This is a genomic window from Phnomibacter sp. (assembly GCF_036803085.1).
Classification (GTDB): domain Bacteria; phylum Bacteroidota; class Bacteroidia; order Chitinophagales; family Chitinophagaceae; genus Phnomibacter.
In genome coordinates this window covers 96,165-111,687 of sequence record NZ_DAIRUZ010000007.1, presented here as the reverse complement: position 1 = coordinate 111,687, position 15,523 = coordinate 96,165, and the positions used below count along the sequence as shown (strand labels likewise).

Here is a 15,523-nt window from a genome sequence, read left to right as displayed (position 1 = left end):
CAATTTTCAAATCCTCAAATTTTCAAATTAACGAATTCAATATGGCTCGTTCAATTAAAAAAGGTCCCTACGTTGATGCCAAACTCGAGAAGAAAATCGTGAACATGGCAGAAGGCAAAGTGAAGAAGGGTGTTATCAAAACCTGGAGTCGTCGTTCTACTATTACTCCTGATTTTGTAGGCCAAACATTCGCTGTGCACAACGGTAACAAATTCATCCCTGTGTATGTAACCGAATTCATGGTTGGTCACAAGCTTGGTGAATTTGCTCCTACCCGCAACTTCAGAGGACACGCCGGTAGCAAAAAATAAATTGTTTAAATGTTGGTGGTTTTTGGTTGGCAGTTGTTTGAGATTCTTCTGCAACAAAAACTAAAAACCAAAAACCTGAAACTGAATAAAAATGGAAGCAGTAGCTAAACTGAGAAATTATCCCACTTCGCCCCGCAAAATGCGTTTGCTGGCCGACCTGATTCGTGGCATGAAGGTTGATCAAGCCCTGGCTGTATTGGAGCACAACACCAAGCACAGTTCTGTACCGCTGGCTAAGTTGGTTAAGAGTGCTGCCTTTAACTGGAAAGCAAAGAATGATGGTGCTGACGAAAGTGCACTGGTGGTAAAAACCATTATGGTAGACGGTGGCCGTACCCTGAAGCGGATGCGTCCAGCTCCTCAGGGCCGTGGATACCGTGTACGTAAGCGTAGCAATCACGTAACCGTAACTGTAGACACCATCTAATTCTCACTAAACGAATTGTTCAAATTTTCAAATTGAAATAATGGGTCAAAAAGCAAATCCAATCGGTAACAGGCTCGGTATCATCCGTGGTTGGGACAGTAACTGGTACGGCAACAAGAAAGTATATGCCGACCGACTGATCGAGGACAACAAGATCCGTACCTACCTGAATGCCCGTATCAACAAGGGTGGCATTTCTAAAATCGTTATCGAACGTACCCTCAATAAACTGATTGTAACTATTCATACTTCAAAGCCTGGTATCATTATTGGTAAAGGCGGTGGTGAAGTAGACCGTATCAAAGAAGAGCTGAAGAAGCTTACCGGTAAAGAAGACGTTCAAATCAACATCCTCGAAATCCGTCGTCCGGAAGTAGATGCTATGATTGTAGCTGATACTATCGCCCGTCAGATCGAAAACCGCATCAACTACAAGCGTGCCATCAAAATGGCAATTGCTTCTGCTATGCGTATGGGGGCCGAAGGTATCAAGGTAAAAGCCAGTGGCCGTTTGGGTGGTGCTGAAATTGCCCGTAGCGAAGAAATCAAAATGGGCCGTACTCCATTGCACACCTTCCGTATGGATATTGACTACGCCAGCCTGGCTGCTCAAACCGTATACGGTAAAATTGGTTTGAAAGTATGGATTTGTAAAGGTGAAGTATTGACCAAGCGTGACCTCAACCCGAACTTTGTAGGCACTGGCAGCGGTCTGAGCGACCGTCGTGGTGGCGAAGAACGTGGTGGTGACCGCGGTGGCCGTGGTGGAGACAGAAGAGGTGGTGGTGATCGCCGCGACCGTGGAGGCCGTCGTTAATAACAACAGCATCCAGCTTCAACTAATTGTAAATATTCAAATACGTAGATAAATGTTACAGCCGAAAAGAACCAAGTTCCGCAAGCAACAAAAAGGCCGCATCCGCGAAGTGGCTAAGCGTGGCGCTACCATTTCATTCGGTTCGTTTGCCCTTAAAGCACAGGAACCTATTTGGTTGAACAACCGCCAGATCGAGAGTGCCCGTCAGGCAATGACCCGTGCCATGAAACGTGAAGGTAGTGTGTGGATCCGTGTATTCCCCGATAAGATCATTACCCGTAAGCCTGCCGAAGTGCGGATGGGTAAGGGTAAAGGTAACCCCGAATTTTGGGCAGCCGTAGTAGAACCAGGTCGTATCCTGTTTGAATGCGATGGCGTACCGATGGAAGTAGCCCGCGAAGCAATGGAACTTGCTGCGCAGAAGCTTCCCATCAAAACCAAGTTCGTTGTACGCCGCGATTATCAGGCGTAATGATGCGAATAAGCTGGTGTGCTGATGACAATATTTCAGACATACAGCTGAGAAAATAATTTCATTAGCAGATTAGCATATTGGCTAATTATCAAATTGAAAAAGATGTCTAAGAAAGTTGACTTCAACAAAAGCCTGAGCGAAATAAGCATCGAAGATCTGAAGGTGCGCATCAGCGAAGATGAAGTGCGCCTCAAGAAGCTTGAATTTGCACATGCCATCACTCCTTTGGAAAACCCAATGAGCATCAGAGATCTCCGTCGTGATGTTGCCCGTTTGAAAACCGAACTCCAGAAAAGAGTACTGGTAGGCTAATTTTTAATTGAATAGTAGTTCAGCAAAATAATGAACCAAATGGAAACCAGAAATCTCCGTAAAACCAGGATTGGTGTAGTAGCCAGCAACAAAATGGATAAAACCATTACAGTAGCGGTGGAGCGTAAAGTAAAGCACCCAATCTACGGTAAGTTCGTAAAAAAGACGACCAAGTTTCATGCACACGACGAGAAGAACGAGTGCAGCATTGGCGACACTGTAAAAATTATGGAAACCCGTCCTCTCAGCAAAACAAAGCGCTGGAGACTGGTAGAAGTAGTTGAGAAAGTGAAATAATCAGCTAACAGCTGCAAGCTGCATGCTTCAAGCTTTTCGCTGGTGTTGTATAACATAGCAAAAGCCTCTGACAAATTCGTAACATCATTAGCCCGAGTGCTAAAGCTAAAAAGCTAACAAAATGATTCAGCAAGAAAGCCGGTTGAACGTAGCGGATAACAGCGGTGCCAAAGAGGTACTTTGTATTCGTGTATTGGGCAACAGCGGACAAGACTACGCCGGTATTGGCGACAAGATTGTGGTTACTGTAAAGGACGCAATTCCTGGTGGCGGTATGAAAAAAGGTACCGTAGCCAAAGCCGTTATTGTACGTACTAAAAACAAACTGCGTCGCAAAGACGGATCTTACATCCGTTTCGATGACAACGCCGTTGTAATCCTGAACAACTCAGACGAACCACGTGGTACCCGTATTTTCGGACCCGTTGCCCGTGAGCTTCGCGACAAAGGATACATGAAAATTGTATCGCTGGCTCCAGAAGTACTGTAATGCAAAACGCCGAAGGCAAAGTGCTGAAAGCGAATTTCAATAACTGCGTTAAGCGTTAAGCGTTACGCATCAAGCTATAAAGTATGACTAATCGTTTCAAACCAAAGTTCAACATCAAGAAAGGTGACAACGTTGTTGTTATCACCGGTGATGATAAGGATCTGAAAAAGCCCCGCGTTGTACTGGCCGTTTATCCTGACAAGGCTAAAGTGCTGGTAGAAGGCGTAAACATTCAGACCCGCCATACAAAACCTACAGCACAAAACACCCAGGGTGGTATTGTGAAAAAAGAAGCACCTATTGCTATCAGCAACGTGCAACTGTGGGATGCCAAAGCCGGCGCTGCAGTACGTGTAAAGCGTAGCCGCGACAACGGTAAATTAGTTCGTATTTCTAAAAAATCCGGGGAGGTTATTAAATAATGGCAACTACAAATTATACTCCGCGCCTGGCAGACAAGTACAAAGCTGAAGTTGTACCTGCCCTCATGAAAAAGTTCGGTTACAAAACCGTAATGCAGGCCCCCAAGCTTACCAAAATTTGCTTGAACCGTGGCGTAAACGGTGCAACTGCCGATAAGAAACTTGTAGACATTGCTATCGAAGAGCTGACTACCATCACTGGTCAGAAGGCTGTAGCTACCATGTCTAAAAAGGACATCTCAAACTTCAAGCTCCGTCGCAATATGCCGATTGGTGCCCGTGTTACCCTCCGTGGTGATCAGATGTTTGAATTCCTCGATCGTTTGATTGCAGTTTCACTCCCTCGTGTTCGGGATTTCAAAGGTATCAATGATAAGAGCTTTGATGGCCGTGGTAACTATACCATGGGTGTTACTGAGCAAATTATCTTCCCAGAAATCGACATTGATAAGGTGAACAAAATTACTGGTCTCGATATCACTTTCGTAACTACTGCCCGTACCAACGAAGAGGCTTACGAACTGCTGAAAGAAATTGGTCTTCCTTTCAAGAACATCAAAAAAGACAACAACTAATAAAACCAGATCCCAAAGGAAATTTTCCATACTTCCGGCGGAAACTAAGCACCACTTAGGATTTGGAATTTTAAAATTTGGAATTTCATTTTTATGGCAAAAGAATCAGTTAAAGCCCGTCAGCGTAAGCGTGAAGCTACCGTAGCCAAGTTTGCTGAAAAGCGTGCAGCCCTCAAGGCAGCAGGCGATTATGCAGCTCTCGATCAGCTTCCCCGCAATGCATCGCCTGTACGCCTCAAAAACCGCTGCCAGCTCTCTGGTCGTCCTAAAGGTTACATGCGTCATTTCGGTATCTGCCGTAACATGTTTCGCGACATGGCACTGGAAGGTAAAATTCCTGGCGTGAAAAAAGCAAGCTGGTAATTGCTACGGCAATAGCCACAAGCAAGCAACTTCATTCAATTCATTTTAAACTAAAATCCAATTATTCCGTCCCGAAGTTTTCGGGAGCCGGAATGTAGGAGGGAAATCATATGGTAACTGATCCTATAGCAGACTTTCTGACTCGTATTCGGAATGCTCAAATGGCCAACCACCGCATCGTGGAAATCCCCGCTTCTAACCTGAAGAAGCGTATGACTGAAATTTTGTACGAAAAGGGTTATATCCTCAAGTACAAATTTGAAGATGACAACAAGCAAGGTGTTATCAAGATCGCATTGAAATACGATCCTAATACTAAGCAACCCGCTATCGCTTCTTTGGAGCGTATGAGCCGCCCAGGTCTGCGTCAGTACGCCAAGCCTGCCGACTTTAAGCGTGTAATGAACGGCCTGGGTATTGCCATTGTGAGCACTTCTAAAGGTGTAATGACTGACAAAGAAGCCAAAGCTCAGAATGTAGGTGGCGAAATCTTGTGTCACATTTATTAATTGATTGTATTCGGGCGGTTTGTTTATTTAAGCCTTTTAGTCGGGGCTGAACGCATGCCACTCATTTGATTCACATATTTAAACACAACAACGACTATGTCTCGTGTAGGAAAAAAACCGGTAACAATCCCCGCTGGTGTTACTATCACAGTAAGTGGAGATAACACCGTTACCGTAAAAGGCCCCAAAGGCGAATTGAAGCAAACCTTGGATCGTGACATTCATGTAGAAATTACTGATGCCACACTGACAGTAGGTCGTCCTACCGATCAAATCCGCCACCGTGCACTGCATGGCTTGTACCGTGCCCTTATTGCCAACATGGTAAAGGGTGTAACAGAAGGTTTCATTAAGAAAATGGAACTGGTAGGTGTAGGTTACAAAGCTTCTAACACCGGAAATATTCTTGATTTGGCGTTGGGCTACTCGCACAACATCATTATTGAAATTCCTAAAGAGTTGAAAGTAACCACTGCTCAGGAAAAGGGTAAAAACCCGGAGATTGTGATTGAAGGTACCGACAATCAGCTGTTGGGTCAGGTATGTGCCAAAATCCGTAGCCTGCGTAAGCCGGAGCCTTACAAAGGCAAGGGTGTTCGCTTTGCTGGCGAAGTGGTTCGTAAGAAGGCTGGTAAATCTGCTGGTAAATAATCATCGGTAACCGCTTTTTAAAATCTGATTTCAAAGAAAATAGTGCTCCCCCGGAGCCGGAGGATATAAAATGGATAAGAAAGTACTTTCAAGAAAGAAAATCCACTACCGCATTCGTAAGAGAATCATCGGTAGCGCTGCCAAGCCTCGCCTGAGCGTATTTCGCAGCAATGCAGATATTTACTGCCAGCTGATAGACGATGCTAATGGCACCACACTCGCAGCTGCCAGCAGCCGCGATAAGGACATCGCTGCACAAAAGGTCACCAAGTCTGAAAAAAGCAAATTGGTAGGTAATGCTATTGCCCGCAAAGCTGCTGAATTAGGCATCACTACCTGTGTATTTGATCGTGGTGGTTTCTTGTACCACGGTCGCATTAAGGCAGTAGCCGATGGTGCCCGTGAAGGTGGCCTGGTTCTGTAATTGTACAGGATTTTCATTTAAACGATCAGCATTCAACAATCGTAAATCTTGCCTGCTTGCAGGCTCAATTGAAAAATAAAAATGGCAAAAGCTATCGTAAACCGCGTAAAAGCCGGCGACCTCGAACTGAAAGAAAAGGTTGTAGCTATTAACCGTGTTGTAAAGACCACCAAGGGTGGCCGCACTTTCAGCTTCTCAGCCCTGGTGGTGGTAGGCAACGAAAATGGTGTGGTAGGTCATGGCTTGGGTAAGGCTAAAGAAGTACAGGAAGCAATCACCAAAGGCATTGAAGATGCTAAGAAGAACCTGGTGAAAGTACCTGTAATACACGGCACTATCCCCCACGAACAATTTGTAAAAGAAGGCGCTGCAAAAGTTTTGCTGAAGCCAGCTGCTCATGGTACAGGTGTAATTGCCGGAGGTAGCATGCGTTACGTGTTGGAAAGTGCAGGCATTACCGACGTATTGGCTAAGAGTCTTGGTTCTGCCAATCCTCACAACGTGGTTAAAGCTACATTTACCGCACTGGCTACTTTACGTGAGCCAATTCAGGTGGCTAAAACACGTACCGTTTCTCTGAAAAAAGTATTCAACGGATAATTAGTTTGCTGTTTGATGCCCGATGTTTTGAGATCTACGGATAGCATAACCTCAAACTTCAAACCTTAAACTTCAAACCTCATAACGATGAAGAAGATCAAAATCACTCAGGTTAAAAGTGTGATCGACCGCCCGGAGCGCCAGAAGAAAACAATGGAAGCCCTCGGACTGCGCAAGATGAACGCTACTGTAGAAAAAGAAGCCACCCCACAAATTCTGGGTATGGTAGAAAAAGTATTGCACCTGGTAAAGGTGGAAGACGTAGCGCAAGCCTAATTTCGAATCAATCATTTTCAATTCCAAATTCCAATCTTCTGATGATGTGTTGGGATTTGGAATTTCATTATTCTCATTTTTAAGCGAGGGGAGCTAACCCCGTAAGTAAAAACTCGTAGTCTATGAAACTGCACAATTTGAAGCCTGCCGAAGGCAGTACGCACAGTGAAAAACGTTTAGGTCGTGGTGAAGCATCTGGTAAAGGTGGTACTTCTACCAAGGGTAACAAAGGTCAGCAGCAGCGTGCCGGTTACGCCAGCAAAATGGCTCACGAAGGTGGTCAGATGCCTATCCAGCGTCGTATTCCTAAGCGTGGTTTTAAAAACCCGCACCGCGTATCTTACACTGTTTTCAATCTTGGTCAGGTAGATCAGCTGGTTGAAAAATATGAACTGAAAGAATTCAGCCTCGATAATTTGTACATCAACGGGTTGGTAAACCAATCAGCTTTGGTAAAAGTATTGGGCACCGGCGAATTGAAAAGCAAGATTGATTTCAAAGTAAACGCTATCAGCGCAAAAGCAAAAGCTGTTATTGAAGCTGCGGGTGGTACTGTTGAAATTCTGAAGTAATCGGGCAGTGCAAAAGTTCCTTTCGCAACATCGAAAGGAACTCTTGTTTTACCTACATTTGAGGCCCTTTAAATTGACTGAATTCCGTGAAGAAATTTTTTGAAACACTAAAGAATATCTGGACGATTGACGAGCTGAAGCAAAAGATTATTGTAACGCTGCTTTTGCTGGTCACTTATCGTTTGGGTACGCACATCGTTTTACCTGGTATCGATCCTAACGCATTGGATGCCGTAAAGGGTAAAGCTTCTGGATTGCTTGGCCTGTTCGACCAGTTTGCTGGCGGCGCCTTCTCTCAGGCATCTATTTTGGCACTGGGTATTATGCCTTATATCTCTGCTTCAATTTTCATGCAGTTGGTTACCATTTTGGTTCCCCAATTTCAGAAAATTCAGAAAGAGGGAGAAAGCGGCCGTAAGAAAATTAACCAATGGACCCGCTACCTCACTGTAATTGTTACAGTGTTTCAGGCTGGTGCTTATATCACTTATTTGCAGAGCCCCGGTTACAAAGAGGCACTCATTCCTGCATACGAGCCATACTTCTTGTTTAGCACTATTGTGTTGCTTACAGCAGGTACACTGTTTGTAATGTGGTTGGGCGAAAAAATTACAGACAAAGGTTTGGGTAACGGTACTTCACTCATCATCATGGTGGGTATCCTGGCCCGATTGCCACAAAGCTTTGTACAAGAATTTACTTCGCTCAATACCAAAGGCGGTGGTGGTATGCTGGTTTTCATCATTGAGATTGCTATTCTCATTATGATTATTATGGGCCTAATAGTATTGGTACAAGGTGTACGCAAAATTGCTATCAACTATGCAAAGCAAATTGTTGGCAACAAGCAGTTTGGCGGTGCCCGTCAGTTTTTACCTATCAAGGTAAACAGTGCCGGTGTAATGCCAATCATCTTTGCACAGGCTATCATTTTCATTCCTACCATCTTTGCTAAGTTCGATACGACTGGTGGATTTATGAAGATTTTGAATGACCACAGCAACGGTTGGTACATGCTCATATATAGTGTGCTGGTTATTGGTTTTACTTACCTCTATACGGCCATTATTTTCAACCCCAAGCAAATTGCAGAAGACCTGAAGCGCAATAACGGTTTTATACCTGGTGTAAAACCCGGTCAGCCTACTGCAGATTACATTGGTTCTGTAATGGATAAGGTGACCCTGCCTGGTGCATTGCTGCTTGCCTTTGTGGGTATTTTGCCAGGCGTGGCTCAGAAACTCGGTGTTACCGCTGGTTTCAGTAGCTTCTTTGGTGGTACCAGCCTGCTCATCATGGTGGGTGTTATCCTCGATACACTGCAGCAAATTGAAACACACTTGCTAATGCGCCAGTACGATGGTTTAATGAGCGGTGGCCGCATTCAGGGCCGTCAGGCTGTAAGCAGCTCTCCAATCGGATAATTGATTTGTTATTAATGTACAATAGAAATACCTGTCTTTATGGGCAGGTATTTTTTATTGATTTATTACGGAGGTTCCTCATAAAGCATTTGTTTCTTTGCATTCTTTATGAGCCTGTTTAAAAAGTATAAAGAAGTGATTCAACTGAAAAATGCTGCAGAGATTGAATTGATGCGGCAAAGCAATTTGTTAGTAGGAGATACCATAGCTGTTTTGGCCGAAATGATAAAGCCCGGTGTTACTACACTACAGCTTGATGTAATAGCTGGTCAATACATCAGAGATCATGGTGGTATTCCCAGCTTTCTCAACTATCATGGTTTTCCTTATAATACCTGCATTAGTGTAAATGATGCCGTGGTGCATGGTTTTCCCGACAACAGAGCATTGCAGCCCGGAGATATTATTACCATTGACTGCGGGGTATTTAAAAATGGCTTTCACGGCGACAGTGCCTACACTTTTGCTATAGCTGAGGCCGACCCCGAAGCCCTCACATTGATGAAAGTAACCAAGGAGTCTTTGTACAAGGGTATAGAGAAGGCAAGAGCCGGCAATCGTATTGGAGATGTTGCTTTTGCGATTCAAGATTATGCAGAACGTCAGCATGCGTACGGCGTTGTACGTGAGTTGGTTGGGCATGGTATTGGCAGGCAACTGCACGAAGATCCTCAGGTGCCCAATTTTGGCAAAAGAGGTACCGGCAGTAAGTTGCAAGTGGGTATGACCATAGCCATAGAACCAATGGTAAACCAAGGTAAAAAAGAGGTGTATACCGATGAAGACGGCTGGACCATCAGAACCAAGGATGGTAAAGCGGCGGCTCATTATGAGCACAGCATTTGCATTCAAAAAGACAAGGCTGATTTACTGAGTTCTTTTACGGCTATTGAAGCTGCAGAGAAGGCCAACAGCCATTTGGTTTCCAATTACTATTAAGCCGAAAGGCACTAAATAAAAAAGGGTGGATTCACAAGAATCCACCCTTTTTTATTTACGACAGCATTACTTCATCTTCATGGAGTCCAGCACATCGCCGGCTTCTTCCATTACCTGTTTCAATGAGTCGCCGCTGAGCATATCCATTGCTTTTTGAGCGTCTTCCATTTCTTCTGCAGAGGCGCCCTTTTGTTGCATTTTTTCCATGCCGGTTTTCATCAGCGTGTTTTTATCAAACGCTACTTTCCAGGCACCTTCTTCTTTTTTCAATTTAAAGTCTGTCTTGTCTTTGCCATCTACTGTTACGCTGATGGTAGCTTCATCGCCATTGATAACGGCATCGCCATATTCAATTTTTTGCTTCGCCATTTCCTGCTTCAGGCTGTCTTTGTTTACCGGTGCAAAGCTCATACCCATTTTCATCATATCCAGCATTTGCTTGCTGTCTTTGGTGGCATATTTAGCTGCTTCGTCAATGTCCATGGTTTTGAACGCTTCGAAGAATTTTTTTGCAACAGATTTTGGATCGCCAGAGCCACCAGAGCAAGCGGCCAGTGCCAGCATTACGATTGCCAACAGGGGGAGGAGTGTTTTTTTCATTAAGAATGTTTTGGAGAATGATTGGATTAATGGTCAACAAATGTAGGGGGCCGTTTTGTGTAAAACAGCTTTGTATAAAAAAAGATAGGGCTACTAATAGTTTTTCTCCACCACAGTTTTCATCACCGGCGACAATAAAAGATTATCGACACCCACATACTGCATTTTACCTGCGGTTGAAAATGTGAACCAGCTGCTGTCTGCCACTGCCCGTGCAATGGTTTTAGCAACAAATTCGGCACAGTAAAAACGGTCTTCTGTGTGGTAATCAAAAGCCATATCGAAGGGAATGCCCTGTAGCCAAAAGTGATTGGCCTGAGTAGCAATGACCCTATTTTTTGATGCCGGAAACTGTGGCCTGAAAATAGCAGCAGCCTTGTTATCTGCAGCATGGCAAAAGGAGTACAAAGGCTCTCTTTTGATGCGTTGGTCTGGATTGAACTCACCGCCAATAGCATGGTACACAAATACGGTATCATTTTCGATGCTGGCAATGCCGCAATGGCTGTAGCGTTTGTCTGTTTGGTTCATTTGGCGTAGCATTTCGCTGGTCATATCACTGCCGGAGCGCAGTACCATATCACCTGTTTGTACCTGATGTATAAGTGTGGGATAAATAACGGAATCGTATTGCTGCAGTCTTTTAACTTGAAAAGACTGCGCATCAATCTGCTGGCTATCCGGCTCTGGCGTAGCAGAAAACCGGCAACTCCAACACAGCAAAAAAAGAGATGGCAACAGGTACCATCTCTTTTTTGTGTTTGGCAATATCATTGAATATTTATTGCGGTTTATCACGGTTGCGAAAATATTCTTTTCGCTGCGCCTGATACGCTTCTTCTTCCGCATTTTCTTTTTCTTTCTCTTTATCGTAGGCCTTAATGATGGCTTTTACGAGGCGGTGGCGTACCACATCTTCCTCATCGAGCTCAATGTGTGCAATGCCGTTGATGTTTTTGAGAATACGGGTGGCTTTTTCCAAACCACTGCGCTGGCTTTTGGGCAGGTCTACCTGCGTCATATCGCCGGTGATGATGGCTTTGGCATTGGCACCAATACGAGTGAGAAACATTTTCAATTGCAGGTCGGTGGAGTTCTGTGCTTCATCCAAAATGATGTAGGCATTGTCCAACGTACGGCCACGCATGTACGCCAGCGGGGCAATTTCGATGGTGCGGGTACTCATGTAGTAGCCCAGCTTATCTGCCGGTATCATATCATCCAGTGCATCGTACAACGGCCGCAGGTACGGATCAATTTTTTCTTTGAGATCGCCGGGCAAAAATCCAAGGCTTTCACCAGCTTCTACCGCAGGGCGGGTGAGGATGATTTTTTTGACAGACTTGTTTTTGAGGGCTCTTACAGCTAATGCAACAGCGGTGTACGTTTTACCAGTACCGGCAGGGCCAAGGGCAAATACGATGTCGTTGGTATCTGCTGCACTTACCATGCGTTTTTGGTTTTGCGTACGGGCCCGCACTGTTTTGCCATTGGGGCCAAACACCAGTACATCGTTGGGGTTTCGCTCTACAAAGGCATCTACCGTTTCAGCATCATCACCGCCTAAAATGGTTTCAAAATAGTTTTCGCTCAGGTGCCCGTTGCGTTCAAGGTATTGTACAACAAGGCCAATCTTTTCTTTTGCAAACTCGATCTGTTCAGGACTGCCGCTCAGTTTAATTTGTGTCCCGCGGCCAAGGATCTTTAACAATGGAAATTTCTTTTTCAGCAGATCCAGCTTGCCGTTATTTACCCCAAAAAATTCAATGGGATTCACGGTTTCCAGGTTAATGATTGTCTCAGTCAAATGGTGTAAGTTTTAGTGTTGCGATGATGTAAAAAGAACTCAGGTGATTGCGATATCAACTCTCTCAAATTTATTTTTTACTATTCCTATATCCCAAAATTAGTTGTACACTTTTTGTGGAAAGAAACGGTGGTACTCTGCGCCAATTCCCTTTCATTTAAACAGAAACAAATGGCCGATTGCCACGCTTCTTACAGTAACAATTTGCTTCGTGGTTCGGTTGTAGCCAAGTCAAAATTGATTGACCGCTATCGCAGCAAGCCTGTTGGTTTGCGTATCCATTTCCTGATGTTTGTTAGGTTTTCTCTTGCCAATAATCATTTTCTAACCATCCTGCTCCGTCTACTTTTACGTTCGTCAATGAAGAACAACCACAATCATTCATTTAAACGGACATCCATTGCAAACGCCTCATTGTAGGCCTGCAATAGACCCGATCAATTCAAACTAAATACCTATAAAATGGCTACAGTAAAAAAGGCAATCAAGTATGTCTATTCCTTTGGGGGTGGCAAGGCCGACGGAAACGAATCCATGAAAAACCTGCTGGGTGGCAAAGGTGCCAACCTCGCTGAAATGGCAGGTCATCCAAAACTGAAACTGCCCGTGCCACCGGGTTTTACACTCACTACAGAAGTTTGTACTTATTACTACGCCAACAAGCGTACCTATCCTAAAGTATTGGACGCACAAGTGAAAGAGGCATTGGCCAAAATGGAAAAAATCACCGGCAAGAAATTCGGCGATGTAAAAAATCCGCTGTTGGTTTCTGTACGTTCTGGTGCCCGCAAGAGCATGCCCGGTATGATGGAAACCGTATTGAATGTGGGCTTGAATGAAAAGACCATTGAAGGCTTGATTGCTCAAAGTGGCGATGCCCGTTTTGCTTACGATGCATACCGCCGCCTCATTATGATGTACGCCGATGTGGTGATGGAAAAAGCCGCCGGCATTGAACCTAAGGGCAAAGGCATTCGCAAACAGCTGGATGAAAAGCTGGAAGCTATTAAACACAAACAAGGTTATACCAGCGATACAGACCTTACAGTAGACGAACTGAAAGTGCTGGTTGCAGATTATAAAAAGACGGTTAAGAAAGTATTGGGCGTTGAATTTCCTGACGATCCCATGAAGCAACTCTGGGGTGGTATGGGTGCCGTATTTGCCAGCTGGAATGGCAAGCGGGCCATCGAATACCGCCGCATCGAAAAAATTCCTGATGAGTGGGGAACAGCGGTAAACGTACAGGCCATGGTGTTTGGCAACCTGGGTAACGACAGCTGTACAGGGGTAGCTTTTTCCCGCAACCCTGGTAGTGGTGAAAACAAATTTTATGGCGAGTACCTGGTAAACGCACAAGGTGAAGACGTAGTGGCTGGTATCCGCACTCCGGCGCCGCTCAATGCGTATTCTAAAAATGCGCAAAGCGAACATTTTGATACGCTGGAAAAACTGATGCCTGTTCAGTACAAAGAACTGGATGCCATTCAGCAGCGTTTGGAAAAGCACTACAAAGACATGCAAGACATTGAGTTTACCATTGAAAAAGGAAAACTCTACATGCTCCAGTGCCGTGTTGGTAAGCGCAATGGTGTAGCCGCTGTACGCATGGCTACCGAAATGTACAAGAGCAAAATGATTGATGCCAAAACGGCCATCATGCGGGTTGCACCCAACCAACTGGTAGAACTGTTGCTGCCCATGCTCGATCCTAAAGAAGAATTGCTGAAACCCGTAATTGCCAAAGGTTTGCCTGCAGGTCCCGGTGGTGCCAAAGGCCGTGTTGTCTTCACTTCTGAAGACGCAGTAGCTTGGGCTGCAAAAGGGGAGAAAGTGATATTGGTACGTGAAGAAACGTCACCCGAAGATGTGGATGGTATGCATAAAGCACAGGCCATTCTTACTACCAAAGGTGGTATGACATCACACGCAGCATTGGTGGCCCGTGGTTGGGGTAAATGCTGTATCGTGGGTTGCGGCGATATCGAAATTCACAGCGATAGCAAAGTATTCAAAGCCAAGAATGGTGAAGTCATCAAAGAAGGCGATTGGATTAGCCTCAACGGTACCAAGGGCGTAGTATACGAAGGAAGCATGCCACTGGTAGACATCGACATCGAGAAAAACCAGAGCTACAAAGACCTCATGAAACTGGTAGACCAGGTGAAACAAATAGGTGTACGTGCCAATGCTGAGACCCCTGAAGATGCCAATGTGGCCTTCAAGTTTGGTGCAGAAGGTATCGGCCTGTTCCGTACCGAGCACATGTTCTATGGCGAGGGTAGCGAAGAGCCACTGTTCCAGCTGCGCAAAATGATTGTGAGCAAAACAGAAAAAGAAAGAAGAGCAGCGCTGAACGATTTGTTTAAATACGTGAAGAAGGATGTGAAGAACACGCTGAATGTGATGAAGGGACACCCCGTAACCATTCGCCTGCTCGATCCACCACTGCATGAATTTGTACCACACGATAAAGAGAAACTGACACACCTGAGTAAAGAACTCGGCATCAGTATGAGTGTGTTGAAGCGTCGTGTGCTGGCGTTGCATGAAAACAACCCAATGCTCGGTCACCGTGGTGTACGCCTCGGCATCAGCTATCCGGAAATTACTGAAATGCAAATCCGTGCTATTTTCGAAGCCACTGCTGAATTGACCAAACAAGGTAAAAAAGCATTGCCCGAAATCATGATTCCGGTGACCTGTACGGTAAACGAATTGATACACCAGCGCAAGATTGTAGACCAGGTGTACAAAGAAGTGTGTGAGAAAACCGGTTTGAAGAAAATTCCGTTCCTGTTTGGCACCATGATTGAAATTCCACGTGCAGCCTTGAAAGCGGCACAAATGGCTGAAGCCGCAGACTTCTTCAGCTTTGGTACCAACGACCTTACGCAAATGAGCTTTGGCTTTAGCCGCGATGATATCGGTGGCTTCCTGCCCAACTACCTCGATCAGAAAATTTTGTTGGACGATCCGTTCCAGACCATTGATCAGGATGGCATTGGTGAGCTCATCAAGTTTGGTACCGAACGTGGCCGCATTACCAAGCCCAACCTCAAAGTGGGTATCTGTGGTGAGCATGGCGGCGATCCGGAGAGTGTGAAATTCTGCCACCGCATTGGTATGAACTATGTGAGCTGTTCACCATTCAGGGTGCCTATTGCCCGCCTTGCTGCTGCACAGGCTGCAATAGAATCGCCCCGCAAAGTGACCGGCAAAAAATAGGATT

22 protein-coding genes are annotated in these 15,523 nt (G+C 45.1%); 19 read left to right on the top strand and 3 right to left on the bottom strand.

All coding sequences use genetic code 11. The features are described 5' to 3' along the window. Nucleotides 1-41: 41 nt before the first annotated feature. The 18 genes from rpsS to map all read left to right on the top strand — a co-directional run bounded on the left by rpsS (nucleotide 42) and on the right by map (nucleotide 9,884). Nucleotides 42-311, top strand: coding sequence for a 30S ribosomal protein S19 (rpsS, locus tag V7Q13_RS14040; protein ID WP_157479370.1), 270 nt, complete (start codon nucleotides 42-44; stop codon nucleotides 309-311). A gap of 91 nt (nucleotides 312-402) precedes the next feature. Beyond that, nucleotides 403-738 (top strand): 50S ribosomal protein L22, encoded by a 336-nt coding sequence (gene rplV / locus V7Q13_RS14035; RefSeq protein WP_157479369.1) that lies wholly within the window; start codon nucleotides 403-405, stop codon nucleotides 736-738. A gap of 40 nt (nucleotides 739-778) precedes the next feature. Beyond that, nucleotides 779-1,555, top strand: a complete 777-nt coding sequence (gene rpsC / locus V7Q13_RS14030) for a 30S ribosomal protein S3 (protein WP_333801295.1) — start codon at nucleotides 779-781, stop codon at nucleotides 1,553-1,555. A 52-nt stretch (nucleotides 1,556-1,607) separates the two neighbouring features. Further along, on the top strand, nucleotides 1,608-2,027 hold the full coding sequence (rplP, locus tag V7Q13_RS14025) for a 50S ribosomal protein L16 (protein WP_333801294.1): 420 nt from the start codon (nucleotides 1,608-1,610) through the stop codon (nucleotides 2,025-2,027). A gap of 105 nt (nucleotides 2,028-2,132) precedes the next feature. After that, nucleotides 2,133-2,342, top strand: coding sequence for a 50S ribosomal protein L29 (gene rpmC, locus V7Q13_RS14020; protein WP_333801293.1), 210 nt, complete (start codon nucleotides 2,133-2,135; stop codon nucleotides 2,340-2,342). Between the two features lie 39 nt (nucleotides 2,343-2,381). Next, the gene (gene rpsQ / locus V7Q13_RS14015) at nucleotides 2,382-2,639 is read left to right on the top strand and encodes a 30S ribosomal protein S17 (RefSeq protein ID WP_157479366.1); all 258 of its coding nucleotides are present in this window, start codon (nucleotides 2,382-2,384) and stop codon (nucleotides 2,637-2,639) included. A 121-nt stretch (nucleotides 2,640-2,760) separates the two neighbouring features. Further along, nucleotides 2,761-3,129, top strand: a complete 369-nt coding sequence (gene rplN / locus V7Q13_RS14010; RefSeq protein ID WP_157479365.1) for a 50S ribosomal protein L14 — start codon at nucleotides 2,761-2,763, stop codon at nucleotides 3,127-3,129. 83 nt (nucleotides 3,130-3,212) lie between these two features. After that, nucleotides 3,213-3,551, top strand: coding sequence for a 50S ribosomal protein L24 (gene rplX, locus V7Q13_RS14005; protein ID WP_333801292.1), 339 nt, complete (start codon nucleotides 3,213-3,215; stop codon nucleotides 3,549-3,551). Continuing rightward, on the top strand, nucleotides 3,551-4,126 hold the full coding sequence (rplE, locus tag V7Q13_RS14000) for a 50S ribosomal protein L5 (protein ID WP_333801291.1): 576 nt from the start codon (nucleotides 3,551-3,553) through the stop codon (nucleotides 4,124-4,126). The genes rplX and rplE overlap by 1 nt, the downstream gene beginning before the upstream one ends. A 93-nt stretch (nucleotides 4,127-4,219) precedes the next feature. Continuing rightward, nucleotides 4,220-4,489 carry a 30S ribosomal protein S14 gene (gene rpsN, locus V7Q13_RS13995; protein WP_157479363.1) on the top strand — a complete coding sequence of 90 codons (270 nt, stop codon included), beginning with the start codon at nucleotides 4,220-4,222 and terminating at the stop codon, nucleotides 4,487-4,489. A gap of 110 nt (nucleotides 4,490-4,599) precedes the next feature. Continuing rightward, nucleotides 4,600-4,998: a 30S ribosomal protein S8 gene (gene rpsH, locus V7Q13_RS13990; protein ID WP_333801290.1), complete on the top strand. Its 399-nt coding sequence runs from the start codon at nucleotides 4,600-4,602 to the stop codon at nucleotides 4,996-4,998. A 96-nt stretch (nucleotides 4,999-5,094) separates the two neighbouring features. Then, entirely contained in the window at nucleotides 5,095-5,649 is a 555-nt protein-coding gene (gene rplF / locus V7Q13_RS13985) for a 50S ribosomal protein L6 (RefSeq protein ID WP_333801289.1), read from the top strand. Nucleotides 5,650-5,719: 70 nt separating this feature from the next. After that, entirely contained in the window at nucleotides 5,720-6,073 is a 354-nt protein-coding gene (gene rplR, locus V7Q13_RS13980; RefSeq protein WP_333801288.1) for a 50S ribosomal protein L18, read from the top strand. Nucleotides 6,074-6,154: 81 nt separating this feature from the next. Next, nucleotides 6,155-6,673, top strand: coding sequence for a 30S ribosomal protein S5 (rpsE, locus tag V7Q13_RS13975; RefSeq protein WP_333801287.1), 519 nt, complete (start codon nucleotides 6,155-6,157; stop codon nucleotides 6,671-6,673). Between the two features lie 87 nt (nucleotides 6,674-6,760). Continuing rightward, complete coding sequence (rpmD, locus tag V7Q13_RS13970) at nucleotides 6,761-6,949, top strand: 50S ribosomal protein L30 (RefSeq protein WP_333801286.1); 189 nt, start codon at nucleotides 6,761-6,763, stop codon at nucleotides 6,947-6,949. Nucleotides 6,950-7,071: 122 nt separating this feature from the next. After that, nucleotides 7,072-7,521, top strand: coding sequence for a 50S ribosomal protein L15 (rplO, locus tag V7Q13_RS13965; protein ID WP_333801285.1), 450 nt, complete (start codon nucleotides 7,072-7,074; stop codon nucleotides 7,519-7,521). A gap of 86 nt (nucleotides 7,522-7,607) precedes the next feature. Next, a complete protein-coding gene (secY, locus tag V7Q13_RS13960) occupies nucleotides 7,608-8,945 on the top strand; it encodes a preprotein translocase subunit SecY (RefSeq protein ID WP_333801284.1) in 1,338 nt (445 codons plus the stop codon). Between the two features lie 108 nt (nucleotides 8,946-9,053). Next, nucleotides 9,054-9,884 (top strand): type I methionyl aminopeptidase, encoded by an 831-nt coding sequence (gene map, locus V7Q13_RS13955; RefSeq protein ID WP_333801283.1) that lies wholly within the window; start codon nucleotides 9,054-9,056, stop codon nucleotides 9,882-9,884. Between the two features lie 66 nt (nucleotides 9,885-9,950). Here the strand turns inward: map and V7Q13_RS13950 are convergent, their stop codons facing one another. The 3 genes from V7Q13_RS13950 to V7Q13_RS13940 all read right to left on the bottom strand — a co-directional run bounded on the left by V7Q13_RS13950 (nucleotide 9,951) and on the right by V7Q13_RS13940 (nucleotide 12,291). After that, a complete protein-coding gene (locus V7Q13_RS13950; protein ID WP_333801282.1) occupies nucleotides 9,951-10,484 on the bottom strand; it encodes a DUF4878 domain-containing protein in 534 nt (177 codons plus the stop codon). A 93-nt stretch (nucleotides 10,485-10,577) separates the two neighbouring features. Continuing rightward, nucleotides 10,578-11,258 (bottom strand): YiiX/YebB-like N1pC/P60 family cysteine hydrolase, encoded by a 681-nt coding sequence (locus tag V7Q13_RS13945; protein WP_333801281.1) that lies wholly within the window; start codon nucleotides 11,256-11,258, stop codon nucleotides 10,578-10,580. 7 nt (nucleotides 11,259-11,265) lie between these two features. Next, the gene (locus V7Q13_RS13940; protein WP_333801280.1) at nucleotides 11,266-12,291 is read right to left on the bottom strand and encodes a PhoH family protein; all 1,026 of its coding nucleotides are present in this window, start codon (nucleotides 12,289-12,291) and stop codon (nucleotides 11,266-11,268) included. A 462-nt stretch (nucleotides 12,292-12,753) separates the two neighbouring features. On the opposite strand from V7Q13_RS13940, the gene ppdK reads away from it, so the two are divergent. Next, nucleotides 12,754-15,519, top strand: coding sequence for a pyruvate, phosphate dikinase (gene ppdK, locus V7Q13_RS13935; protein WP_333801279.1), 2,766 nt, complete (start codon nucleotides 12,754-12,756; stop codon nucleotides 15,517-15,519). Nucleotides 15,520-15,523 lie beyond the last annotated feature (4 nt).